A 22,591-nucleotide genomic window follows, 5' to 3' on the forward strand; every position below is an offset into this window, starting at 1 on the left:
AGCCCCGCCGATCCGAGGTGGCTCACTCAACCGAGCGTCCCTTCACTCACCCCCCGCATCCACGAGCACCGCGCGAGCAGCGCGCTCGCCGGATGCGAGAGCGCCCTGGATCGACGCCGCATGTCGGTGGTCGCCGGCGAGGTACATCCGGTCGGTGACGTGCGGCGGGCGGGGCGCGCGCAGCGGTGCCGGCTGTGCGGGCAGCGCATCCGGAATGTCGTCGCGACGCAGCAGCTGCCAGTCCGTCACCCCGGCATCCCACAGCTCGGAGAGGTGCCGGCGCACCTCGTTCTCGCCTGCGGCCGCGCCACCCCGCGGCAGCAGGCACGTCGCCTCGATGAGATGACGCCCCACGGGCGCGTACGACGGCACGGTGTGCGACACGACCGCCGTGTTCACGACCGGCCCGCGGCGGGCGGCGCCGCGTCCGTCGACGCGCAGCAGCGCGGATGCCGAGGGTGCTGCCGTCGCCGCGAACCACCACGTCTGCAGCCCGTTGGTCGCGGGTCGCGGCACCGGCGCCAGCTCCGCCACCGACTCCGCGCCGACGGCCACCACGACCCGCCCGGCGCGGAGGGCCTCGCCACCGGCGACGCCGACCTCGACGATCGGGCCGTCCCTGTCGATGCGCTCCGCTCGCGCCCCGAGCCGGATCTCCGCGCCCGCAGCTCGCGCCCGCGCCGCCAGCTGCGCCGGCACCGCCGCGATCCCCTGCGCGGGAAGCCCCGGCCGCCCCAGCGCGAAGTACCGCACCATCTCCTGGACGAACGCGTTCGAGCTGCCCTCACGGTCCTCGGCGACGACACCGGTGAGGAACGGATCGAGCACGGCGGTGCGCAGGGGGCCGCGCAGGCCCGCGGCATCCCACCCCTCGCGCAGCGCGCGATCGCTTCGCGCCCGTGCCGACAGCCGCCGCGTGAACGCCGGCGTCAGCCAGCGTGAGAACGCCACGGCATCCGCAGCGCTCACCAGCCCGCTGCCGATCGTTCGGGGGATCGACAGCGGTGAGCGCAGCGGATGCCGCAGCTCAGCGAGGCCGCGATCGGTGCGCACCTGCACGCCGACGGGAAACGACCGCAGCGCCAGAGCGTCGAGATCGATGCTGCGACGCAGCGCCGGATACGCCGGGTTGAGCACCTGAAAGCCCCGATCGAGTCGGAACCCGTCGACGAGGTCGGTGCGCTGACGGCCGCCGACCTCGTCTCCCGCGTCGAGCACGATGACCTCGAGCCTGCGCTCGGCCAGCACCACCGCGCACCGCAGCCCCGCGAGGCCTGCTCCGATCACCACGACGTCATGCATCGCCGCTCCGCCTCTCGTCGTCGGACGCGTCCGGGGTCCCCGCCGCACCGTCGCATGCCGCCAGCTTAGGCATGCCGCGGCATCCGATCTCGGGGTTGACGAGCGCGCCGAATCCGACCCTCGCTCCCTGTCGTCGTGCCTACGATGACGGAATGAAGATCCTCCTCACCGGTGCCACCGGCTACATCGGCTCGTCCGTCCTCGACGTTCTGCGCGCTCATGGTCACGACGTCGTTGCGCCGGTGCGCAGCGCAGACGCCGCGCAGAAGGCCACCGCGGCCGGAGCGACTGCGGTGGTCGGCGACGTCACCGACGCCGACTGGTTCACTCCGCTGCTGGAGGGCGTGGATGCTGCGATCCACACCGCCGCACCGGGTGACGGCACGGCCCCCCAGTTCGACAGCGCCGTCGCCGATGCCGTCATCGCCGCGTTCGGCGGCACCGGCAAGCCTTACATCCACACGGGCGGTCTCTGGATCCATGGCCCGTCGGACGACCTCACCGAGCAGACCCCGTTCCACCCACCCGCGATCGTCGCCTGGCGTGAGGAGGTGGAGTCCCGCCTCGCCGCCGCAGAGCTCGCCCTCACGATCGTCGAGCCCGGCATCGTGCACGGCCACGGCGCAGGAATCCCCGCCATGCTGGCCTCCGCGCCCCGTGACGGCGAGGGCCGCCTCACCGTCATCGGCGACGGCACCCAGCACTGGGCGACCGTGCACGTCGACGACCTCGCCGAACTGTACGTGCGGGTGATCGAGCGCTCCGCGCCGGTCGGACGCGTGCTGGGTCTCAGCGGCCACAACGCGACGGTCATCGAGCTCGGCGAAGCGCTCGCCGACGGTCCGGTCGGTGCGGAGGGCGCCGAGGCCTCACGCGCACGCCTGGGCGCCGCCTTCGCCGATGCGCTCATGCTCGACCAGCAGGGACGCGGCGAGAAGGCGCGCTCCCTCGGCTGGACACCCGCCCGCCCGTCGCTGCTCGAGGAGATCCGCGCCGGCGCCTACGGCTCGGCCGCGCAGGGCTGATCGGGCTGCCCGCGCGCGGCGCCACCCCTGTCGCTGCCGTGCGTCGCGGTCTACGCTCGCCGCATGTGCCGAAACATCCGGGTGCTCCACAACTTCGAACCGCCCACCACCGATGACGAGGTGCGCGAAGCGGCCCTGCAGTTCGTCCGCAAAGTGAGTGGATCGACGCATCCCTCGCGCGCCAACGCCGAGGCGTTCGACGCGGCCATCGACGAGATCGCCGCCGCCACGCGTCGCCTGCTCGATGCGCTCGTGACGACCGCACCGCCGAAGAACCGCGAGGCCGAGGCGGTCAAGGGACGCGCCCGCCACGAGAAGCGGATGGAGCGCGAGGTGCGCATCCGCACGGCATCCTGATCGCCGGCGGCGGTCGGATGCCGCGGCATCCGGCGACTTCCCAGCTTCGCGTCACTTCGCTGCCCTACTGTGTCAGCAGTCCAGGGGGAGTACTCCGATACGGACGGTCCGTCATTACGGTCGCATCGCGGCCCGGGCCGACCGGTCCCGCAGGGGATGGGGGAGACTCTGGCGTCGACCACGTCACGCCATTCTTCGGGAGACCCTGTGAACATCACCCCGCTCGTGTGGATCATCACGATCGCCGTCACGATCGCCTTCTTCGTGTGGGAGTTCTTCGCGCACGTGCGCAAGCCCCACGAGCCGACCGTCGGCGAGTCCGCGCGCTGGTCGGCCTTCTACATCGGCCTCGCGCTGCTGTTCGGCGTGGGCGTGGGCGTGTTCTCGGGGTGGGGCTACGGCGGCGAGTACTTCGCCGGGTACCTCACCGAGAAGGCGCTGTCGATCGACAACCTGTTCGTGTTCCTCATCGTCATGACCGGGTTCGCGGTGCCGAAGATGTACCAGCAGAAGGTGCTGATGATCGGCATCGTCATCGCCCTCATCATGCGCGGCGCCTTCATCGCCGTCGGGGCGGCGCTGATCGAGAACTTCTCGTGGGTGTTCTACCTCTTCGGCGCGCTGCTGCTGTTCCTCGCGTATCGGCAGGCCTTCGCGCACGGTGAGTCCAACCCCGCCGACGGCCGCTTCATGCGCCTCGTACGTCGTGTGCTCCCGGTCAGCGACGAGTACGACGGCGACCGGCTCACGGTGAAGAAGGACGGCCGCCGGTTCGTCACCCCCATGCTGCTCGTCATCGTCGCGATCGGGTTCATCGACCTCGTCTTCGCGGTCGACTCGATCCCCGCGATCTATGGGCTCACGCAGGAGGCGTACCTCGTCTTCACCGCGAACGCCTTCGCGCTGATGGGCCTTCGCCAGCTCTACTTCCTCATCGGCGGTCTGCTGGAGCGCCTGGTGTACCTCGCCCAGGGTCTCGCGGTGATCCTCGCGTTCATCGGCGTGAAGCTGCTCATCCACGCGCTCCACAAGAACGAGCTCCCGTTCATCAACGGCGGCGAGCACGTGACGTTCATCCCGGAGATCCCGATCTGGCTGTCGCTGCTATTCATCGCCGCGACCGTCGCCGTCGCCACGATCGCGAGCCTGCTGAAGACACGGAAGGATGCCCGAGGCGAGGCCCTGCCCGCCGCGCGTGAGGACGCCCGCTGATGGGCGATCTCGCCTGGAACATCGCTCTCGTCTTCGTCTTCGTGCTCGTCGGCGGCGTCTTCGCCGCCACCGAAATGGCCCTCGTGACCCTGCGCGAGAGCCAGATCAACGCGATCGCGGCGCGTGGTGCGCGCGGGCAGAAGGTGGCCGGCCTCGCCCGCAACCCGAACACGTTCCTCTCGGCGGTGCAGATCGGGGTGACCGTGGCCGGCTTCGCCTCGGCGGCCTACGGCGCGACCTCGATCGCCCCGGCCGTGGCGCCCCTGCTCGAGCGGGTGGGCGCCGCACCACAGCTGGCGATGACGCTGGCGACCGTCGCGTTGACGCTGGTGATCGCGTACCTGTCGCTCGTGCTGGGCGAGCTCGTGCCCAAACGCCTCGCCATCCAGCGCAACGCGCAGTTCGCCTACGCCGTCGCTCCCGTGCTCGACGGGTTCGCCGTCGTGATGCGTCCGGTGATCTGGCTGCTGTCGGTATCGACCAACGCGCTGGTGCGCCTGCTCGGTGGCGACCCGCACAAGACGGCAGACGAGCTCAGCGAGGACGAGATCCGCGACATCGTCGCGACCCACCAGGGTCTGCCCGATGATCAGCGGCGCATGCTCGACGACGTGCTCTCGCTGCGCGGGCGGCAGATCAGCGAGGTCATGCGCCCGCGTCCCGACGTCGTCGTCCTCGACGCCACCGCGACCGTCGCCGAGGCGGTCGCCCAGGTGCGCGAGCTGCCGCACTCGCGCTATCCGGTGGTCGATCAGTCCATCGACGACGTCTCGGGCTTCGTCCACGTGCGCGACCTCTTCGACATCGCATCGCGGGATGCCGAGGCCCCCGTCAGTCGGGTCGTGCGCCCGATCCCGTACCTCCCCGCGACGGCCGGGGTGCTGGCCACCCTCACGCGCATGCGCGCCGACGGCGATCACATCGCCGTCGTCATCGACGAGTACGGCGGCACCGACGGCATCGTGACCCTCGAAGACCTCGTCGAAGAGGTCGTCGGCGAGATCTTCGACGAGTACGACACCGTTGCCGACGCGCATGCGGGGGTCTTCGACGGGCGCCTCAACCGCGCGGACTTCGAGGAGGCCACCGGCGTGCAGCTGCCGCCCGGCTCGTCGGACACCATCGCCGGATTCGTCACCGAACAGCTCGGGCGTCTCGCCGTTGTCGGTGACACCGTCGAGCTGCCCGATGCTGCGATCCACGTGGTCGCGATGGACCGCCGCCGCGTGGCGGGCGTGCGCGTGGTCGCGCGGGCGATGCAGAGCGAGGGCGCCGGCACCGCCGGGTGAGTTCGGGCCGCGGGGCGACGCTGTGCGCCGCCCCGCCCCGCAGCACGGGCCTCTGGGGAAGGCGGCGTCTGCGGGTGACGAGCCCCCCAGCTCATCGAGGCCCGAACACGGCGGGATACCATCACCGCCGCACTGATGAGATGGCCGGGAGTGGTTTTCATGACGCGGTTCGTGCGAGTTTCTCTCGACGCGGCCTGCGAACATGAGGAGATGAGCGCTCCCGTTGCCCCGCCCACCGTGCGCGTGCGCCCGGCATCCGTCGACGACGCCCGGGGCGTCGCCGAGGTTCATGTCCAGGCGTGGCGCGAGGCGTATGTCCGCCAGCTTCCGGCGACGGTCCTCGCCGGGTTGCGGGTCGAGCCGCGCATCGAGCGGTGGGCGTCGATCATCGAAGACGACGTCACCGACGTCTTCGTCGCCGAGGTCGACGGGCGGATCGTCGGCTGGGCGACGGCCGGTGACGGGCGCGACGACGATCGGCCGACGTCGCGGGAGCTGGAGGGCATCTACGTCCTGGCGGCGCACCACGGTACCGGTGCGGGGCAGCTGCTGCTGGACGCGGCGATCGGTGCCGGCGACGCCTACCTCTGGATGATGGACGACAACCCCCGCGCCGAAGCGTTCTATCTGCGCAACGGCTTCGTCCGCGACGCGATCGAGCGCGACCAGCTCTTGGCAGGCCATCCCATCCACATCGTCCGGCTGGTGCGTCACGCCGGCGTACGGCAATGGGCGGCGGTGAAGGATGCCGAAACGGCCCTGCTCACCGCCGACGTGCGCCGCGACACCACGCAGGTCGACGAGCTGCTGCATCCCGCTTTCGTCGAGATCGGCCGCTCCGGCACCCTCTGGACGCGGGAACAGATCGTCGGTGCGCTCGCCGAGGAGAGTGCGGACTCGCGCGTCACGCCGCAGACCGATGAGTGGCAGTTCCGTCAGCTCTCGCCCGAGCTGGTGCTGGTCACCTATCGGCTCACGACGCCCTCGCGGATCAGTCGGCACTCATCACTGTGGGACGTCGGCGGCACCGCACCGCGCCTGCGCTTCCATCAGGGCACGGTCGTGCCGCCGGCATCCGCTCAGTAGCGGGGCGCGACGTCAGCCGTCCTTGCGCTCCCACTCCGCGCGCAACAGCCCGAGAACCACCATGTCCTCGTAGGCGCCGCGCACCCACGCATGCTCGCGCAAGCGGCCTTCCCTGACGAAACCCGCCTTCTCGTAGACGCGGATCGCGCCCGTGTTCGAGCTGATCGCCTGCAGGTGCACCCGGCGCAGGTTGCAGCGCACGAACGCAAACTCCACCATCTGGGCGAGGGCCGCGGATCCGATGCCGCGCCCGCGATGTTCGGCGAGCACGGCGATGCCGATCTCGGCGTGGTGGGCGAGGTCGTCGAAGCCGAACAGGCTCACGCTGCCGACTGCGGCGCCGTCGACGTCGATCACGAACTCGATGCTGCGCGTACTCGAGCCGTTCGTGGCGTCGGTGAGCCGCTTCTCGAAAGCCGCCCTCGTCAGCGGCGACGGGCGCGACGGCGTGCGCTCCTCCCACGTATCCAGGTCGGCGGCGACGCGGTACAGGGCGTCGACATCGGCGGCGGTGCGAGCGCGCAGTGTGACGAGGGGAGGGTGCGGCATTCCCTCCACGTTACCGGCGGGGTTCGTCACCGGCTTCGGTCGACGTCCACGACTGCTCGTGTCGACGTCGGATGCCGTCGAGCAGCAGGTCGAGGGCGAAGGCGAACTCCGCCTCGTCGTCGCAGGCCTGCCCGGCGTGCGGCGCGGTCGTGGCCATGCGGACGATCGCCGGGTAGGTCGTCGCGAACGCGGCTATCGCGGCGGCGCGCTCCCGGGGATCGTCGGGGGGCACCGGTGTGGGCAGCACGTCGCGGGTGAAGCCCCACATGCGGGTGCTCAATGCGTGCATCGCGTGATGCACGAGATCGGCTGACAGCCCACCCGCGAACATATCGGCCATGAGCGCGTCCATGTGCGCGAGAACGCGAGGCGTGGCGTGCTCGCGCGTCTCGATCGCCTGTCGGGTCCAGGCGTGCGACGACAAGGCTGCGCGCGTTGCCATGATCCGCGAGCGCACGGCATCGTCCCACGATGCGGTGGGCGCGGGGCGAGCGACGTCCGCAAGGACGCGGTCGAGCATCGCATCTACCAGGGCGGCACGATCGGCCAGGTGCTTGTACAGCGCCATCGGTGTCACGCCCAGGCGCTCTGCGACCGCACGCATGCTCGCCGCGTCGAGGCCGCTCTCGTCGGCGATGGCGATCGCGGCGTCGATGATGCGCTCCAGGTCGAGGCGTGGACGCACGGTTGACACGTATACACCGTACACCTAGTGTGTGTGCGAACCGGTTTACGCCGTATACCGAACGTGGAAGGAACACCGTGTCTCAGCTCGTCCGCCGTCAGTCGCAACTCGCCGGCATCCTCTATCTCGTCACGCACGTCACGTCGGTCTCCGCCGTGATCGCCTATGGCGGAGGTTTCGTCCGCGCCGGTGTCGCTCTGGAGCTGGTGCTCGCATTCGGCTGCCTCGGCACCGGCGTGCTGCTCTGGGTGTTGCTGCAGGCGCGTGGTCCTGCCCGAGCGGCGAGCTTCGCCCTGCTGCGTACCCTCGAAGCGGCCGTCATCGTCGCCGGCGCGCTCCCTATGCTCGCAGCGGCGCTGGCCGGCACGACGGTCGACGGCGCATCCGCGGCCATGCACACCGCGGCCTTCCTGCTCGGTCAGGGCCTCGTCATCAGCGTCAACACGGTGATCCTCGGCTGGCTGCTGTGGGATGCGCGAGCCGTGCCCCGCGCGCTCGCCGCGCTGGGGATGACGGGCGGCGTGGTCGTGCTCGTCAGCAACGGGCTGCAACTGGCCGGAGCCATCCCTCTGAACGGCGTCGTCGCAGCGATCGCCGCGGTGCCCGTCTTCGCCTTCGAGATCTGGTTCGCCGTCTGGCTCATCGCCGTCGGTGTGCGGCCGGATCCCGGCATCCGCACCACGCACGCGGCCGATGCCGTCGTCGGCTGAACTAGTGCGCGGGTGCGGCGGGCAGCCCGAACAGCACGGATGCCGCGCGCCGGATGTGCGCTTCGGCGAGGTCGGCCGCGCGATCGGGATCTCCGTCGTCGATGGCCGCGAAGATCGCGCGGTGTTCCCGCCGGAGGCGATCCGATTCTTCGGGCCACTCCTCGGTGCGTTCGGCGGCGCGCAGGATCGGCACCTTCATCGCACTGCGGATCGCGGCGGTCAGCGCCGCGGATAACGCGCTGCCCGAGGCTTCGGCGATCGCGAGGTGGAACCGCGTGTCGGCCTCGTTGAACGAGTCGCGCGAGGAATGCGGCTGATCCATGCGGTCGAGCGCGTCGACCATCTGCGATCGCGCTGTGTCGTCGAGGTGGCGCGCAGCGGATGCCGCGCTGGCGCGCTCGAGCACCACACGCGCGTCGGTCACGTCCTGAATCGTGAAGTTCGACAGTGCGACATGCAGACGCAGGAAGCGGGTGAGTGCGTCGCGGGGCAGCGCCGCCACGAATGTCCCCGCCGCGGCGCCCGCCCCGGGCTGTGAACGCAGCACGCCCTGAGCCTCGAGCACGCGAACGGCTTCTCGCACGCCCGCGCGGCTGACTTCCAGGCTGGAGGCGAGCTCCCGCTCCGGCGGCAACGCATCGCCGACCTGCAGCGCGCCCGAGAGAATCCGGTCTTCAATGGCCTCGATGACGAGCTCGTGGGCGCGTGCCTTCTTGACCGGCTGCCAGAGCGGTGCGGAGCCGGTCGGGAGCGTGGTGGGTCGGTCCGTCATCGTCCGTCACCGCCTTTCGCTTCCGCTTGACAGCCTAGGGCCGCTCGAATAGCGTGCGCTAGAGGTCAGACCTCTCAATGGCCGTGCATCGTCGCATCTTCTGAAAGGCCCGCCATGTCACCCGTGAAGCGTCAGCTGCCCAAGCCCGCCGAGCTCCTGGAGCTCATGCAGTTCAAGAAGCCCGAGCTCGACGCTCGCAAGCGTCGCCTGGATGCCGCGCTCACCATCTCCGACCTCCGCGTCATCGCCAAGCGGCGCACCCCGAAAGCCGCGTTCGACTACACCGATGGTGCGGCGGAGGGGGAGCTTTCGCTCGCCCGCGCCCGCCAGGCCTTCCAGGACATCGAGTTCCATCCCGACATCCTGCGACCGGCCGCAGAGGTCGACATGTCGACCGATATTCTCGAAGGCCCCTCCGCGCTGCCCTTCGGCATCGCGCCGACCGGCTTCACGCGGCTCATGCAGACCGAGGGAGAGACGGCCGGCGCCGGGGCGGCCGGCGCCGCCGGCATCCCGTTCACCCTCTCCACGCTCGGTACGACCTCGATCGAAGACGTGAAGGCGGCGAACCCGCACGGGCGCAACTGGTTCCAGCTGTACGTCATGCGTGAGCGCGAGATCTCCTACGGACTCGTGAAGCGCGCGGCGGCGGCGGGCTTCGACACCCTGCAGTTCACCGTCGACACCCCGGTCGCCGGGGCGCGCCTGCGCGACAAGCGCAACGGGTTCTCCATCCCGCCGCAGCTGACCGTCGGCACTATCATCAACGCCATCCCGCGGCCCTGGTGGTGGATCGACTTCCTGACCACGCCGAAGCTCGAGTTCGCCTCGTTGTCGACCACGGGCGGCACCGTCGGCGAACTGCTGAACGCGGCGATGGACCCGACCATCAGCTACGACGACCTCGACGTCATCCGGGAGATGTGGCCCGGCAAGATCGTCGTCAAGGGCGTGCAGAACGTCGAGGACTCCAAGCGATTGATCGATCGCGGCGTCGACGGCATCATCCTCTCCAACCACGGCGGTCGGCAGCTCGACCGCGCTCCCATCCCGTTCCACCTGCTGCCCGAGGTCGTGCGCGAGGTCGGCAAGGACGCCACGGTCATGATCGACACCGGCATCATGAACGGCGCCGACATCGTCGCCGCCGTGGCGATGGGGGCGAAGTTCACGTTGATCGGGCGCGCCTACCTGTACGGCCTGATGGCCGGCGGACGCCAGGGCGTCGACCGCACGATCGAGATCCTCCGCACCGAGATCGAGCGCACGATGAAGCTCCTGGGCGTCTCGACCCTCGCCGAGCTCGAGCCGCGCCACGTGACCCAGCTGGAGCGCCTCGTGCCGCGGGCATCGAACGGGGGCGTGCTGAGCGCAGCATCCCGCTGACGCCGAGCGACCCGCTGTCGCCGGGCCGCCGGCCGGGGTAGCGTCGAGCGCACAGCACCGACGCGAAGGAGCGGAACGTGGGCCGGATCATCCTCTCGATGTCGCATTCCCTGGATGGCTACATCACGGATGCCGAGGGGCGCTTCGACTGGGGTGCGCCCGACGAGCACATCTTTCGTGCCGCCCTCGAGGAGGTGCGTGGTCTCAGCGCGCACTTCCTGGGCCGGCGCCTCTACGAGACGATGCGGTACTGGGAGGATCCCGACGTCGTGCCCACCTTCGAGCCGCTCGAGCGCGAGTTCGCCGAGGTGTGGAAGGCGTTGCCGAAGATCGTCGTCTCGTCGACGCTGGATGCCGCGCCCGGGCAGAACACCAGGTTGCTGCGCGGAAGCGTGATCGACGAGGTCGCGCGAATGCGCGACGACGACGCGGCGGGCGACATCGCCGTCGGCGGTGCGACTCTGGCGGCGACCCTCGCCGCGGCGGGGCTCGTCGACGAGTACCGCAGCGTCGTGTATCCGATCCTGCTCGGCGGTGGCACCCCGTTCTACCCGCCCGGAGTGGGCCCCACGGCGCTCGAGCTGGTGTCGACGCACCGCTGGGCCCGTGGCATCCAGGCCTTCCGCTACCGCGTCGTCCGCGACATCCACTGACCGTCCGCCGCAGTCCCCGCCCGCCTGCCCGTGCGCCCGCACCCGGCTACTCGCCCGCCCGAACTCCCGGCTTGCGCGCGACGGAGCCACCTGAGCCGAAAGTAAGCTCGATCCGTGAGCAGATGGCGGCCGTCCCCCGCGCGCTGGACGCATCACGCGGCATCCGAGACGCCGCGCTTCTCACCGACGGTCGAGGCCCGGGCGACGAGGTGGGCGCTGGGATCCGCGCTCGTTGCCGCCGCCGCCACCGTGCTCGTCATGGGCGGGGCGCGGATGCCGCTCGGCGGCGGCGAGTCCGTCGGCAGCCTTGCGGCGCTGCTCGCGGCGCTCGCGGCGGGTCCGGCGTTCGCCGTCTCGTTCGCGCTCGAACGGCGCCGTGGATATCTCGCCTGGCGCAACAGCCTGCCGCGCGCCAAACGTGTGACCGACCTGATCGCTCTGTCGGCGGCGATGATGATGCTGGCGGCCCTCGTCGTCGTCGCCGTCGCCGAACTCTTTCAACTGGGGTTCCGTGGCCTCACGATCGACCCGTTCGGTGCGGCGGCGCTGGTCGCCGCCGCCGCCGGCACGATGACCTACGTCGCATCGGTCTCGGGGGCACGTGTCACCTCCACGGGCGTGGCCTCGCTCGCCACCCTCGTGCTGTTCATCGGCACGCTCGCGAGCATGGTGAGCGCCTCACAGGGCGATTGGTGGCGGTTCCACTTCTCCGAACTGGGCAACGAGTCGGGATACGCCGGCTACCAGTTCAACCTCTCGCTCATCACGACCGGCGCCGTCATCACCGCGCTCGCCAACTTCGTCGCCCACGACCTCGAGGTGGGTTTGCGTGCGCACGTCGACACCGCACAGCGCCGGGCCCGCCTGTTCGCCTGGCTGCTGGCCGTGATCGGTCTGTGCTTGATGGTCGCCGGCTTCGTGCCGGACGCCGTCGCCTTTCCGGTGCACGTGGGCGCGGCATCCGGAATGGTCGTCGTCTTCGGCGTGCTCGTCGGATGCCTGCTGACGCTCGTCCCCGGAATCGGCCGCGACATCGCGGTCTTCTCGGTGCTCGTCGTCGCGGGCATCGTGGTCGCGGTCGCCCTGTGGGTGCCGATCGACTACTACAACCTCACCGGGTCGGAGTTCATCATCGCCGGCCTGCTGTTCGCGTGGCTCATGCTGTTCGTGCGGCAGTCGCGTGCGTATGCGGACGCCGCCGCGCCGGCACCTCCCGTTCCCGCGGCAGCGGCTCCGGCCGCCGCGTGAGCGCGGGTGCACCAACTAGCGTGAAGGGGACGAAAGGGTGCGGATGCGTGCAGTGGTGATGGATGCCGTGGGCGAACCGTTGGAGGTGCGCGAGGTCGACGACCCGGTCGCGCCCGTCGGCGGCGTGGTCGTGGAGGTGCGGGCGACCGGCCTGTGCCGCAGCGATTGGCACGCGTGGGTGGGCCACGACGACATCGCCGTACCGCATGTTCCGGGCCATGAGCTGGCCGGTGTGATCGTCGAGACCGGAGCGGGCGTCGAGCGGTTCGCCGTCGGCGACCGGGTGACCGTGCCGTTCGTCTGCGGGTGCGGCACCTGCGAGTGGTGCCGCGCGGGCGACGCGCAGGTGTGCCCCGACCAGCAGCAGCCCGGTTTCACGCACTGGGGCTCGTTCGCCGAGCGCGTCGCGCTGCACGCCGCCGACACCAACCTCGTGCGCATTCCCGACGACGTCTCCTTCGCCGCCGCCGCCTCCCTCGGGTGTCGCTTCGCCACCGCTTTCCGCGCACTCACCGGACGTGCGCGCGTGCAGCCGGGCGAGTGGGTCGTGGTCGTCGGCGCCGGCGGTGTGGGACTCAGCGTCGTCATGATCGCCCGCGCGCTCGGTGCGCACGTGGTGGCCGTCGATCGCAACCGGGCCGCGCTGGACGCGGCATCCGTGCTCGGCGCCGATGCCGTCGTCGCCGCCGACGGCACGGACGTGCCCGACGCCGTGCGCCGGATCACCGGGGGAGGCGCACATGTGTCGATCGACGCGGTGGGCGCCGAGCAGACCTCGGCGGATGCGGTGCTGAGTCTGCGTCGCCGCGGACGCCATGTGCAGGTGGGGCTGCTGCCCTCTGCGAGCGGTTTGTCGGGGATGCCGATGGCACGCGTCATCGCGTGGGAACTCGATCTGCTCGGCAGCCACGGCATGGCCGCGGTCGACTATCCCGCCATGCTCGCGCTCATCGCGGAGGGACGTCTGCGCCCGCAGGAGCTCATCGAGCGTACGATCTCGCTCGCCGACGCGGCCGCACTTCTGCCCACGTTCGACCGTGCCACACTCGCCGGTATGACCATGATCGACCCGGCTCTGCACGCGACGACGGGGGTGCCGACATGAGCGGAACGAAGCGGAGCGAGCCGACCTTCCAGCGCAACGCCCTCGCCCCGGCCCTGCTGGCGGCCGCCGTGCTCTTCCTCGCGCCCGTGCTGCTGACGGCGGGGTGGGGGATCGTCGTGCTCTACGTCGTCGCGATCCTGGCGCTGATCGTGGGCTGGTTCGCCGCGCAGGCGCGTCAGTGGGTGTGGGCGGTCGTGTTCGCCGTGATCGCGGTGATCTGGAACCCGGTGTTCCCCTTCGGGTTCGACGGCCTGGTCTGGTCGCTGGTGCAGCCCGCGGCTGCCATCGTGTTCCTCGTCGCGGGGGCGATGATCAAGACCCCGCGGGCGTGACGACGGCGGCATCGGTGCTGGCGCCGGCCCTCTCGGGTGGAGTTACTCCGGCCGTGCGTTTCATAACTCCGGAAATCTCGGGCTGTCTGCCGGTTCAGCGCCCCTTCGGGGCTTGCCGTCGCCAAAACTCCGGAGTTGTACACGGATAGATTGACGGGTCTCTGTCTAGGGTGCCGGCGGCCGGCGGCCAGCGGCCAGCGGCCGTCGACAGGGACGATAGCTGCGGCCACGGCGTGTTGGTCGATGCACGAGCGGACCGCGTAGGGTGAGGGCATTCTCGGAGCCTGACCGCGGCGACAGCCGCGGAGTGAGGGGAACACGATGGGTGTCTCATTCCCGACCGGTGCAGTGTCGTTGACGACCGCGGAGGGCGACACCGTCCTCCTCCGCGTCTGTGAGCTGTGCGGAGCCGCAGTCCTCGACGCCGATGACACCGACCTCGCGTTCCACAAGCGTTGGCACCGCATGACAGGCTCCGGCAACTGGGTCGATCCCGCGACGGGGCACCTCCACGGTCCGGGCGCAGCAGCGTTCGGCGCGGACGCACCGAGCTGAGCCTCCCGCGGGAGGCGTTCACGTCAGCCCCGCTGTGGGGCGGCGCTCGTCACGACGGCTGCGGTGCGTCCTCGCGGGTCACGGCGAGCTTCTCGGCATCCTGTCGTTGCTGCTCCGCGGCGGTGAACGGCGACGTGTCGGGCTCGCCACGATGGCGCACCGTCTGCACGACGAAGATCGCGACGCCCAGCAGCGCGACGGCGAACGAGGCCCAGATGTTCGCCGGGATGCCGAGGGGTGCATCGCTCGTGGGATCGATGCGGATCGCCTCCAGCCAGCTGCGGCCCAGCCCGTACCAGATGAAGTACGACGCGATGCTGCGGCCCCAGCCGAGACGCACTCTGCGCTCGAGGACGATGATCAGCGCGGCACCGACGAGGTTCCAGATCATCTCGTAGAGGAACAGCGGATGGAACAGCGTGCCCGGCGCGACGCCGGCGGGGAACATCGGCGCGTCGGGGGAGATCTCCAGGCCCCACGGGAGGGTCGTCGGCAGCCCGAACAGTTCCTGATTGAAGTAGTTGCCGAGTCGTCCGATGGCCTGCGCCACCAGCAGGGCCGGCGCGAGCGCGTCGGCGAAGGCGAAGAAGCGGATGCCGGCGCGCCGCGTGGCGATGTAGATGCCGATCGCGCCGCCGATCATCGAGCCGTAGATCGCGTTGCCGCCGTCCCAGATGGCGACGACCGCCCACGGGTTGTCGCCGGGCGCGAAGTAGTCGCCCATGTGCGTGAGCACGTGGTAGATCCGCGCCGCGACGATGCCCAGCGGCACCGTCCACAGCGCGACATCGATCACGGTTCCCGCCGGCACTCCGCGCGCCCGCAGCCGTCGTTCGGTGATGATGACGGCGGCGATGATTCCCGCGATGATGCACAGCGCGTAGACGTGGATCGTCAGCGGGCCGATGTGAAAGCTGGACCAGCTGAGGTCGGGGCTCGGGATACTCAGGTGCACGCCCGACATTATGCGCCTGTCGGGTATGAGACGTCCCGGCGTAGCGATGGTCAGTCGGCGCGCGTGGCGCGGGCGACGCGGCGGGGCAGGGCGGTCGCGCGTGCGCTGTCGCGGGCTCGGGCGAGCGCTCCCCGGATCACCACGTCGCCGCCCAGGTGCGAGCGCAGCAGCGTCGGCGCGGGCAGGTGGATCTGGGCGGCGAGCGTGCGCTGGGCGGCGTCGAGCACCGGCTGGATGCCGTCGGCGATGGCTCCGCAGACGATGACACGCTCGGGGTCGAACATGTTGCCGAGCACGCCCACGATGCGCGCGAGCACGCGGCCGATCGCATCGGTGATCTCGATCGCCAGAGGATCGCCGCCGGCGGCGAGCTCCAGCACGTCGCGGCCGCGCACCTGCGCGGGGTCCATGGCGGCGAGTCCGCGGCGCTCGGTCGTTTCGGTCTCCGCCTTGGCGATGGCTTCGCGCGCGAGGCGTTCGAGAGTCGGTCCGAGACCGAACGCGGAATCCACATCGCGGATGAAGTCGAAGGCGAACATCTCGCCGACACCGCCGTGAGCGCCGTGCAGCAGGTGACCGTCGACCACGACGCCGGCCCCGAGGCGCTCGCCGGCCAGCAGCGCGACGTAGTCGCGGCATCCCACGGCCTCGCCCGCGGTGCCTTCGGCTGCCGCCGCCAGCTGCGCGTCGTTCTTCACTTCGACGACGTCGGCTTCGTCGCTCAGCGCATCGATCAGACCCGGGTTCGTGCGCTCCCAGAATCCCTCCGGGTGCGGCGGTGACTGCCCCTGCAGCGTGACGGGGGCGGCCACTCCCACACACAGGGAGAGCACGTCGTCGCGGGCCACGCCGGCCTCGGCGAGCGTCGCACGCAGGTGCGCGACGATCATGTCGCGACGCTCGTCGACGCTCTGGGCGGGCGAGAGCGCGATCTGGCGCCGCAGCAGCACCTCGCCGGAAAGGTCGGACACGGCCGCGGTCAAGTGCGTGTCGCCGGCGTCGAGCGCCGCGACGACGCCGGCGTCGTCGCGCAAGCGGAAGCGCCGCGCGGGCCGGCCTGCTCGGTACTCGCCGGCGTCTCGCGCGTTGGGGAGCTCCTGCAGCACGCCGGCGGCGATGAGCGTGTCGATGGCCTCGATCGCGGTGGAACGAGTGAGCGATGCTGCGCGCATTGCCTCGGTGGCGGTGAAGGTGCCGGCATCCCACGCGAAGTCGAGCACTCCGTCGACGCTGGCGCGACCGGTGCCCGTGTCGAGGACCGTCTGACTCACTCTTGACCTTTCCGCAGGTGTTCTGTCAGAGTATTGCCGAACAGTTGATTCGACCACTAAATCTAATCGAAGTCGAATCTGGAAGGGCGGCCACGATGCCGTCGGACGGAAGGACGAAGGTGTCTGTGAGAACCTCACGAGCGCTCCGGGCGGTGGCCGCCGGATTCGCTCTCGTGCTGGCGGGGAGCCTGCTCTCCGGCTGCAGCAGCGACGGCCGCGAGACGATCCGCTTCACCTTCAGCAAGCGCGAGGCCCTCGACTTCATGAACGGCGTGGTCGACGCGTACAACGCGTCGCAGGACCGCGTGCGCGTCGAGATGGACACCTCCGGCGTCGACGTCGTCTCGGCGAGTTTCGTCCGCGGCAACCCGCCCGACATCATGCTCGCCAACTACAACTACGAGACCGCGCGGTTCGTCCAGCGCTGTGCACTCAGCGACCTCACCGGCACCACGGCCGCTTCCACGACCCGCGATGACCTCCGCGGCCTGATGGATCAGTACGGCTCGTGCCCCGGTCGCATCAGTGCGCTGCCGTACTCGGTGATGGCGGCGTCCGTCATCTACAACAAAGACCTGTTCGCGAAGGCCGGGGTCGACGTCCCCACGACGTGGGACGAGCTGCTCGCCGCCTGCGCGAAGCTGAAGGCGGCCGGCATCACCCCGTTCTACGCGACCTTCAAAGACGACTGGACGGTCGGCCAGGGCTGGTACGACTACGCGGTGGGCGGCGCCGTCGACGTCGTCGACTTCTTCAACCGGCTCGCGGCAGAAGGCGCCGACGTCGGGCCCGACTCGGCGACCTCGTTCGAGAAGGACTTCTCCTCGCCCGTGGAGAAGATGACCCAGCTCACGTCGCAGTTCGTCAACACCGACGCGCCCAGCCGCGGCTACGGCGACGGCAACCTCGCCTTCGCGAAGGGCGAGGCTGCGATGTACCTGCAGGGTCCGTGGGCGTTCAGCGAGATCGCGAAGACCTCGCCCGACATGAACCTCGGCACGTTCCCGCTGCCGATGACCGACGACCCGTCCGATCGCCGCGTACGCGTCAACATGGACCTCGCCGCGATGATCCCCGAAGGCTCACGGCACAAGGATGCCGCGCGCGACTTCCTCGAGTACCTCTACCGTCCCCAGACCATCGAGGCCTACAACACGTCGCAGCTCGGCTTCACTCCCACGAAGGATGCGCCGGCGCCCGACGACCCGCGCATCGCGGGCATGATCCCCTTCTACACGGCGGGCAAGGTCTATCAGGGTCCGTCGGTGTTGGTGCCCAAGACGATCCCCGTCTTCAACTACGTGCAGGCCGTCGTGCTCGGCGCGAGCCCCCAGGGCACCCTCCGCACGATGGATGCCGACTGGGCGCGCCTCGCCTTCCGCGCCCCCGCCCCCACGACCGAGACAGAGGAGTCCGGGCAATGACCACGTCCACGATCGTCACCGCCGGTGACCGCACGGCGCGCCGCAGCCACCGCCGTGTCGAGCCGATCTACTACCTGTTCCTGCTGCCGAGCCTCGTGCTGTTCACGCTGGCGATCACGGTGCCGGGCGTCGTGGGGATCTTCTTCAGCTTCACCGATTCGATCGGCATCGGCGAGTGGCACTTCACAGGACTGACCAACTACATCGCGATGTTCAGCGACCCGGCGATTCTGCAGAGCTACCTCTTCACCATCGGGTTCTCCATCGCGACCGTGCTCGTCGTCAATGTGGTGGCGTTCCTGCTCGCGGTCGGCCTCACCGCCCGCATCCGGATGAAGACCGCCCTTCGGACCGTCTTCGTGATCCCGATGGTCATCTCGGGCATCATCATCGCCTACGTCTTCAACTTCCTGTTCTCGAACTCGCTTCCGGCGCTGGGGGAGTCGCTCGGCATCCCGGCGCTGTCGACGAGCCTGCTCGCCAACCCCGACCTCGCGTGGGTGGCGATCGTGCTCGTCACCGCCTGGCAGGCCATTCCCGGCACGCTTCTCATCTACATCGCGGGGCTGCTCGCCGTGCCGGGTGACGTGTACGAGGCTGCGGCGCTCGACGGCGCCTCCAAGGGTCAGCAGCTCGTGCGGATCACCCTGCCCCTGGTCGCGGGGTACGTCGTGATCAACATCATCCTCGGCTTCAAGGGCTTCCTGAACGCCTACGACATCATCGTCGGCCTCACTAACGGCGGCCCCGGAACGGCCACCCGCAGCGTCGCGATGACGATCATCGCGGGCTTCAACGGCGGCGACTACGCCTACCAGATGGCCAACGCGACCATCTTCTTCGTCGTCGCCATCCTCATCTCCCTGCTCCAGCTCTCGCTGACTCGCGGAAGGAACGCCTTCTGATGTCCACCCAACCCGCCCTCGTCGTCGAGGATGCCGCGGCCTTCGCGCCCGCGGACGACCGCCGTCGCAAGAGTCCCACCACCCGCGGTGAGCGTGTCAGCTGGTCGACGACGATCATCCTGATCCTCTGCGCCGTCACCGTGCTGCTTCCGCTGTACGTCACCATCTCGATGTCGCTGAAGACCACCGCTCAAGCCGTCGACGGCAACGCGTTCTCGTTGCCGGCGCCGTTCAGCTTCGACGGCTTCGTCGAGGCGTGGAACCTCACGAAGTTCCCGGTCGGGGCGGGCATCTCCCTGTTCGTGACCGCAGGCACCGTCATCGCCACGATCCTGCTGGCCGCGTTCGCGTCCTACGCGATCGTGCGCAACTGGGACCGCCGGCTGTTCCGCTACTCCTTCTTCTATCTGCTGGCGGCGATGTTCATCCCGTTCCCGGTCGTCGCGCTGCCGCAGATCCAGCTGACCGGCCGCGTCGGCCTGGACAACCCGTTCGGGGTCATCATCCTCGCCACGATGTTCCAGCTGAGCTTCAGCGTGCTGCTGCTCACCGCGTTCCTGCGATCGATTCCGCTCGAGCTGGAAGAGAGCGCGCGCATCGACGGGGCGACGACGTGGCAGACGTTCTGGAAGCTCATCTTCCCGCTGCTCGCGCCCATGAGCGCGACCGTCGGCATCTTCGCGTTCCTCTACGCCTGGAACGACTTCATGATGCCGTCGCTGATCATCTCCGACCCCGCCCTGCAGACGCTGCCCGTGCGCCAGAACCTCTTCCAGACGCAGTTCAGCAACAACTACAACGTGTCGTTCGCCTCGTACCTCATGGCGATGGCGCCCGCGATCCTCGCCTACCTGTTCACCCAGCGCTGGGTGATGGAGGGCGTCACGCAAGGCGCCGTCAAGGGCTGACGCCCGCGCCGCCGCCCGGCCTCATCCCCGAACCTGACCCCGACTCCGAAAGGTCACGCATGTCCGCCGTGCTCTCTGCCTCCGACCGCCTCGAGCTCTCCCGCCCGGAGGATCGTGACTGGTGGCGCCAGGCCGTCGTCTACCAGGTCTATCCCCGCAGTTTCGCCGATGCCGACGGCGACGGCATCGGCGACCTCCGCGGCATCCTGTCGCGGGTCGACTACCTCGCCGAACTCGGGGTGGATGCCGTGTGGCTGAGCCCCTTCTACCCGTCCGAGCTCGCCGACGGCGGGTACGACGTGGCCGACTACCGTGACGTGGACCCGCGGCTGGGGACGCTCGCCGATTTCGACGAGCTCGTCGCGGCGCTGCACGAGCGCGGCATCCGCATCGTCGTCGACATCGTGCCCAATCACACCTCCGACCGGCACGCATGGTTCCAGGAGGCGCTCGCCGCCGGTCGCGGATCGGCCGCGCGGGGGCGCTACATCTTCCGCGAGGGCGCCGGACCCGACGGATCCGAACCGCCCACGGACTGGACCGCCGCGTTCGGCGGATCGACGTGGGAGCGCGTCGCCGACGGGCAGTGGTACCTGCACAGCTTCGCGATCGAGCAGCCCGACCTCGACTGGAACAATCCCGAGGTACGTGAGGACTTCCTCACGACGCTGCGGTTCTGGTCGGACCGTGGCGTCGACGGGTTCCGCATCGACGTGGCCCACATGCTGACAAAAGACCTGAGCGAGCCCCTGCCGTCTGCGGCCGAGCTTGCCGCGCTGCCCGTCGACGGCTCGCACCCGCTGCTCGACCGCGATGACGTGCACGAGATCTACGCCGAGTGGCGCCGCGTGTTCGACTCGTACGACCCGCCGCGCACGGCGGTGGCCGAGGCCTGGGTCGCGTCCGACCGCGTGCCGAAGTACGCGAGCCCGGAGAGTCTGGGCCAGTCGTTCAACTTCGACCTGCTGCGCGCGTCGTTCGACGCCGGCGAGTTCCGCCAGATCGTGTCCGACAACATCGCCCTCGCGGCCCGCTCGGGCTCATCGAGCACCTGGGTGCTGTCGAACCACGACGTGTTCCGGCATGCGACCCGCTACGCGCTGCCGCGGGTGGAGGAGGTCGAGGGCGCGGTGCCCAATCGGCACGGCGGCGGCTGGCTCGAGGCCGGTGCCGACGAGGCCGTCATCGATCGCGCCGGTGGCCTTCGCCGCGCGCGTGCGGCGTCGCTGTTCCTGCTCGGGCTGCCGGGTTCGGCATACCTGTATCAGGGCGAGGAGCTGGGCTTGCACGAGGTGGCGGAGATCCCCGCCGACCAGCGCCAGGACCCCACCTTCTTCCGCACCCACCAAGAGCAGTACGGACGTGACGGATGCCGCGTGCCGCTGCCGTGGACCCGCGAGGGTTCCTCGTTCGGTTTCGGTTCGGGGGGTGCGCACCTGCCGCAGCCGTCGTGGTTCGCGGACGCGTCGGTCGAGGCGGAGGAGGGCGACCCGGCATCCACCCTCTCGCTCTACCGCCGGGCCCTCGCCCTGCGGCACGAGCTCCTGGCGCCGGAGCGCCTGGAGTGGGTCGAGACCGGCCGCGACGATGTGCTGCGCTTCCGCCGCCCGAACGGGTGGGAGGTGGTGACGGTGTTCGGCTCCGCGCCGCTCGCGCTGTCGCTCGCGCCGGGTCAGCGTGTCGTGCTGTCGAGTGCACCGGTCGACGGCGAGACCGTGCCGGGGGAGACGACCGTCTGGATCACGGGGGGCTGATCCGGCGGCGCGGGCTGCGGGTCGCTTGGCCGGGCAACGCGCGGTACGGGAACGATGTGTTCAACGGGAGCGTGGCGTCGACCGACAACGGCAGACTGAGCGGATGAGCACGAAGTCAGGGAGGAGCGCCGCGGCATCCGTTCTTACCGTCGCGATCATCCAGGTCGTCGTTTTCGCGATCACGACCGCGGTGTGGGTGGGGAGCACGATCTTCGCCGGAGGGGTGTGCGCAGATCACTGCGATTGGGTCGGCGCTCAGGGCGCCGGAATGATCTATTACGGCATCGCGGCTCTCATGTTCCTCTGCACCGCCGCCACGGCTCTCTTCGCGCGGCGGACGGAGAGGGATCTCACCTGGGTTCCGCTCGCCGCCAGCGCGGGCACCGTGGCGGGGCTGTTGATAGCGCTCAGACTCTTCCAGACCGCGATGGGATCCTAAGCGTCAGCGGGACCCGCGATTCAGCAGGGGGCCGAGGGGGATCTCCAGCAGCAGGACGAGCAGCCAGAGAGCGCCGTACTGAGGAAACAGCAGCACGAGCACGAGTGCGACAGCCATCAGGATCGCGCCGATCCAGTGCCTCAGCGGCGGTGCGGGTGCGCGGTCGCTCAGTCCCGCCCGCTGCAGCGCGACCGCCTGCACGCGCAGGATCACTCCGCCCACCAGCATCGTTCCGACGTAGGCCCCCAGTCCGACTCTGTCTGTGCCCGGCCCGGCGAGATCGAGCGCCGTCGCGACGGGCAGGAAGACGATCGTCGCGAGCCAGAGGGTCTGCAGGCGGCCGACCAGGCGGGTGTAGCCACGGGCGTGCACGAACATCACGTGGTTGGCACGCCAGAAGGCCGCGATCACCACGAAGCTCAGCGCCGCGGAGATCATCCCGGTCACGTTGTCGGCGAAGAAGGCCGACGCCGACTCGGCATCCATCGCCTTATCCACCAGGGGCAGCACGACGAGAGTGATCGCGATCGCGACGACCGCGTCGCTGAACGCGACGAGCCGGTCGAGGGCCTTCTCGCCTTGAGCGGCCCCGTGGGCGCCATCGTCGATCTGCTCTGCGGACATGGCGCCAGGCTAGCGGGGCAGAGGGGCTGTGGAGAACTTCCGAGG

24 protein-coding genes are annotated in these 22,591 nt (G+C 69.9%); 17 read left to right on the forward strand and 7 right to left on the reverse strand.

Translation table 11 applies throughout. From position 1 onward, the window contains the following. Positions 1-42: 42 nt before the first annotated feature. Positions 43-1,302, reverse strand: a complete 1,260-nt coding sequence (locus tag PP359_RS08940) for an FAD-dependent oxidoreductase (RefSeq protein ID WP_499250364.1) — start codon at positions 1,300-1,302, stop codon at positions 43-45. A gap of 152 nt (positions 1,303-1,454) precedes the next feature. Between PP359_RS08940 and PP359_RS08945 the strand changes: the two genes are divergently transcribed. The 5 genes from PP359_RS08945 (at position 1,455) to PP359_RS08965 (ending at position 6,271) form a co-directional block, all read left to right on the forward strand. After that, entirely contained in the window at positions 1,455-2,327 is an 873-nt protein-coding gene (locus PP359_RS08945) for an NAD-dependent epimerase/dehydratase family protein (RefSeq protein ID WP_499250365.1), read from the forward strand. 63 nt (positions 2,328-2,390) lie between these two features. Further along, positions 2,391-2,684 (forward strand): DUF2277 domain-containing protein, encoded by a 294-nt coding sequence (locus tag PP359_RS08950; protein WP_036291017.1) that lies wholly within the window; start codon positions 2,391-2,393, stop codon positions 2,682-2,684. Positions 2,685-2,891: 207 nt separating this feature from the next. Beyond that, the gene (locus PP359_RS08955; protein ID WP_112932131.1) at positions 2,892-3,896 is read left to right on the forward strand and encodes a TerC family protein; all 1,005 of its coding nucleotides are present in this window, start codon (positions 2,892-2,894) and stop codon (positions 3,894-3,896) included. Beyond that, positions 3,896-5,185, forward strand: a complete 1,290-nt coding sequence (locus tag PP359_RS08960; RefSeq protein WP_499250366.1) for a hemolysin family protein — start codon at positions 3,896-3,898, stop codon at positions 5,183-5,185. Before PP359_RS08955 ends, PP359_RS08960 begins: the two co-directional genes overlap by 1 nt. 210 nt (positions 5,186-5,395) lie before the next feature. After that, positions 5,396-6,271, forward strand: coding sequence for a GNAT family N-acetyltransferase (locus tag PP359_RS08965; RefSeq protein WP_499250367.1), 876 nt, complete (start codon positions 5,396-5,398; stop codon positions 6,269-6,271). A gap of 12 nt (positions 6,272-6,283) precedes the next feature. On the opposite strand, the gene PP359_RS08970 is transcribed toward PP359_RS08965, so the two are convergent. Together PP359_RS08970 and PP359_RS08975 are read right to left on the reverse strand one after the other, a co-directional pair. Then, the gene (locus tag PP359_RS08970) at positions 6,284-6,820 is read right to left on the reverse strand and encodes a GNAT family N-acetyltransferase (protein ID WP_378794262.1); all 537 of its coding nucleotides are present in this window, start codon (positions 6,818-6,820) and stop codon (positions 6,284-6,286) included. 10 nt (positions 6,821-6,830) lie between these two features. Further along, positions 6,831-7,514, reverse strand: a complete 684-nt coding sequence (locus tag PP359_RS08975) for a TetR/AcrR family transcriptional regulator C-terminal domain-containing protein (protein ID WP_499250368.1) — start codon at positions 7,512-7,514, stop codon at positions 6,831-6,833. Positions 7,515-7,582: 68 nt separating this feature from the next. Between PP359_RS08975 and PP359_RS08980 the strand changes: the two genes are divergently transcribed. Beyond that, entirely contained in the window at positions 7,583-8,215 is a 633-nt protein-coding gene (locus PP359_RS08980; RefSeq protein WP_499250369.1) for a DUF4386 domain-containing protein, read from the forward strand. A gap of 1 nt (position 8,216) precedes the next feature. Here PP359_RS08980 and PP359_RS08985 read toward each other — a convergent pair whose 3' ends face one another. Then, a complete protein-coding gene (locus tag PP359_RS08985) occupies positions 8,217-8,987 on the reverse strand; it encodes a FadR/GntR family transcriptional regulator (protein ID WP_499250370.1) in 771 nt (256 codons plus the stop codon). 114 nt (positions 8,988-9,101) lie between these two features. Here PP359_RS08985 and PP359_RS08990 point away from each other — a divergent pair, with 114 nt between their 5' ends. The 6 genes from PP359_RS08990 to PP359_RS09015 all read left to right on the forward strand — a co-directional run bounded on the left by PP359_RS08990 (position 9,102) and on the right by PP359_RS09015 (position 14,266). Further along, positions 9,102-10,373 (forward strand): alpha-hydroxy acid oxidase, encoded by a 1,272-nt coding sequence (locus PP359_RS08990; protein WP_499250371.1) that lies wholly within the window; start codon positions 9,102-9,104, stop codon positions 10,371-10,373. Between the two features lie 77 nt (positions 10,374-10,450). Continuing rightward, positions 10,451-11,026: a dihydrofolate reductase family protein gene (locus PP359_RS08995; protein ID WP_499250372.1), complete on the forward strand. Its 576-nt coding sequence runs from the start codon at positions 10,451-10,453 to the stop codon at positions 11,024-11,026. A gap of 114 nt (positions 11,027-11,140) precedes the next feature. Continuing rightward, positions 11,141-12,274: a DUF998 domain-containing protein gene (locus tag PP359_RS09000; RefSeq protein WP_499250373.1), complete on the forward strand. Its 1,134-nt coding sequence runs from the start codon at positions 11,141-11,143 to the stop codon at positions 12,272-12,274. 43 nt (positions 12,275-12,317) lie between these two features. After that, positions 12,318-13,379: a zinc-binding dehydrogenase gene (locus PP359_RS09005; RefSeq protein WP_499250374.1), complete on the forward strand. Its 1,062-nt coding sequence runs from the start codon at positions 12,318-12,320 to the stop codon at positions 13,377-13,379. Further along, positions 13,376-13,711, forward strand: coding sequence for a DUF6804 family protein (locus tag PP359_RS09010; RefSeq protein ID WP_039415054.1), 336 nt, complete (start codon positions 13,376-13,378; stop codon positions 13,709-13,711). Before PP359_RS09005 ends, PP359_RS09010 begins: the two co-directional genes overlap by 4 nt. 321 nt (positions 13,712-14,032) lie before the next feature. Continuing rightward, positions 14,033-14,266: a hypothetical protein gene (locus PP359_RS09015; RefSeq protein WP_499250375.1), complete on the forward strand. Its 234-nt coding sequence runs from the start codon at positions 14,033-14,035 to the stop codon at positions 14,264-14,266. Between the two features lie 49 nt (positions 14,267-14,315). On the opposite strand, the gene lgt is transcribed toward PP359_RS09015, so the two are convergent. Beyond that, on the reverse strand, positions 14,316-15,221 hold the full coding sequence (gene lgt / locus PP359_RS09020) for a prolipoprotein diacylglyceryl transferase (RefSeq protein WP_499250376.1): 906 nt from the start codon (positions 15,219-15,221) through the stop codon (positions 14,316-14,318). 50 nt (positions 15,222-15,271) lie between these two features. After that, the gene (locus PP359_RS09025; protein ID WP_499250377.1) at positions 15,272-16,492 is read right to left on the reverse strand and encodes an ROK family protein; all 1,221 of its coding nucleotides are present in this window, start codon (positions 16,490-16,492) and stop codon (positions 15,272-15,274) included. A gap of 125 nt (positions 16,493-16,617) precedes the next feature. Between PP359_RS09025 and PP359_RS09030 the strand changes: the two genes are divergently transcribed. The 5 genes from PP359_RS09030 to PP359_RS09050 all read left to right on the forward strand — a co-directional run bounded on the left by PP359_RS09030 (position 16,618) and on the right by PP359_RS09050 (position 21,922). Then, positions 16,618-17,916 (forward strand): ABC transporter substrate-binding protein, encoded by a 1,299-nt coding sequence (locus PP359_RS09030; RefSeq protein WP_499250378.1) that lies wholly within the window; start codon positions 16,618-16,620, stop codon positions 17,914-17,916. After that, entirely contained in the window at positions 17,913-18,821 is a 909-nt protein-coding gene (locus PP359_RS09035) for a carbohydrate ABC transporter permease (protein WP_036319569.1), read from the forward strand. Before PP359_RS09030 ends, PP359_RS09035 begins: the two co-directional genes overlap by 4 nt. Next, positions 18,821-19,729 carry a carbohydrate ABC transporter permease gene (locus tag PP359_RS09040; protein ID WP_499250379.1) on the forward strand — a complete coding sequence of 303 codons (909 nt, stop codon included), beginning with the start codon at positions 18,821-18,823 and terminating at the stop codon, positions 19,727-19,729. The genes PP359_RS09035 and PP359_RS09040 overlap by 1 nt, the downstream gene beginning before the upstream one ends. A 59-nt stretch (positions 19,730-19,788) precedes the next feature. After that, complete coding sequence (locus tag PP359_RS09045; RefSeq protein WP_499250380.1) at positions 19,789-21,483, forward strand: glycoside hydrolase family 13 protein; 1,695 nt, start codon at positions 19,789-19,791, stop codon at positions 21,481-21,483. A 103-nt stretch (positions 21,484-21,586) separates the two neighbouring features. Beyond that, a complete protein-coding gene (locus PP359_RS09050) occupies positions 21,587-21,922 on the forward strand; it encodes a hypothetical protein (RefSeq protein WP_499250381.1) in 336 nt (111 codons plus the stop codon). Positions 21,923-21,925: 3 nt separating this feature from the next. Here the strand turns inward: PP359_RS09050 and PP359_RS09055 are convergent, their stop codons facing one another. Beyond that, positions 21,926-22,546 carry a TMEM175 family protein gene (locus PP359_RS09055; RefSeq protein ID WP_135949931.1) on the reverse strand — a complete coding sequence of 207 codons (621 nt, stop codon included), beginning with the start codon at positions 22,544-22,546 and terminating at the stop codon, positions 21,926-21,928. Positions 22,547-22,591 lie beyond the last annotated feature (45 nt).

The sequence above is a fragment of the Sphingomonas sp. BLCC-B65 genome (assembly GCF_028550675.1).
Taxonomy (GTDB): domain Bacteria; phylum Actinomycetota; class Actinomycetes; order Actinomycetales; family Microbacteriaceae; genus Microbacterium.

Bases quoted from the DNA above. Each gene is read 5' to 3' on its own strand.
- PP359_RS08940 (WP_499250364.1), bottom strand. From the start codon at position 1,302: ATGCATGACGTCGTGGTGATCGGAGCAGGCCTCGCGGGGCTGCGGTGC.
- PP359_RS08945 (WP_499250365.1), top strand. From the start codon at position 1,455: ATGAAGATCCTCCTCACCGGTGCCACCGGCTACATCGGCTCGTCCGTC.
- PP359_RS08950 (WP_036291017.1), top strand. From the start codon at position 2,391: ATGTGCCGAAACATCCGGGTGCTCCACAACTTCGAACCGCCCACCACC.
- PP359_RS08960 (WP_499250366.1), top strand. From the start codon at position 3,896: ATGGGCGATCTCGCCTGGAACATCGCTCTCGTCTTCGTCTTCGTGCTC.
- PP359_RS08965 (WP_499250367.1), top strand. From the start codon at position 5,396: ATGAGCGCTCCCGTTGCCCCGCCCACCGTGCGCGTGCGCCCGGCATCC.
- PP359_RS08970 (WP_378794262.1), bottom strand. From the start codon at position 6,820: ATGCCGCACCCTCCCCTCGTCACACTGCGCGCTCGCACCGCCGCCGAT.
- PP359_RS08985 (WP_499250370.1), bottom strand. From the start codon at position 8,987: ATGACGGACCGACCCACCACGCTCCCGACCGGCTCCGCACCGCTCTGG.
- PP359_RS08990 (WP_499250371.1), top strand. From the start codon at position 9,102: ATGTCACCCGTGAAGCGTCAGCTGCCCAAGCCCGCCGAGCTCCTGGAG.
- PP359_RS09005 (WP_499250374.1), top strand. From the start codon at position 12,318: ATGCGTGCAGTGGTGATGGATGCCGTGGGCGAACCGTTGGAGGTGCGC.
- PP359_RS09010 (WP_039415054.1), top strand. From the start codon at position 13,376: ATGAGCGGAACGAAGCGGAGCGAGCCGACCTTCCAGCGCAACGCCCTC.
- PP359_RS09015 (WP_499250375.1), top strand. From the start codon at position 14,033: ATGGGTGTCTCATTCCCGACCGGTGCAGTGTCGTTGACGACCGCGGAG.
- PP359_RS09035 (WP_036319569.1), top strand. From the start codon at position 17,913: ATGACCACGTCCACGATCGTCACCGCCGGTGACCGCACGGCGCGCCGC.
- PP359_RS09040 (WP_499250379.1), top strand. From the start codon at position 18,821: ATGTCCACCCAACCCGCCCTCGTCGTCGAGGATGCCGCGGCCTTCGCG.
- PP359_RS09045 (WP_499250380.1), top strand. From the start codon at position 19,789: ATGTCCGCCGTGCTCTCTGCCTCCGACCGCCTCGAGCTCTCCCGCCCG.
- PP359_RS09050 (WP_499250381.1), top strand. From the start codon at position 21,587: ATGAGCACGAAGTCAGGGAGGAGCGCCGCGGCATCCGTTCTTACCGTC.
- PP359_RS09055 (WP_135949931.1), bottom strand. From the start codon at position 22,546: ATGTCCGCAGAGCAGATCGACGATGGCGCCCACGGGGCCGCTCAAGGC.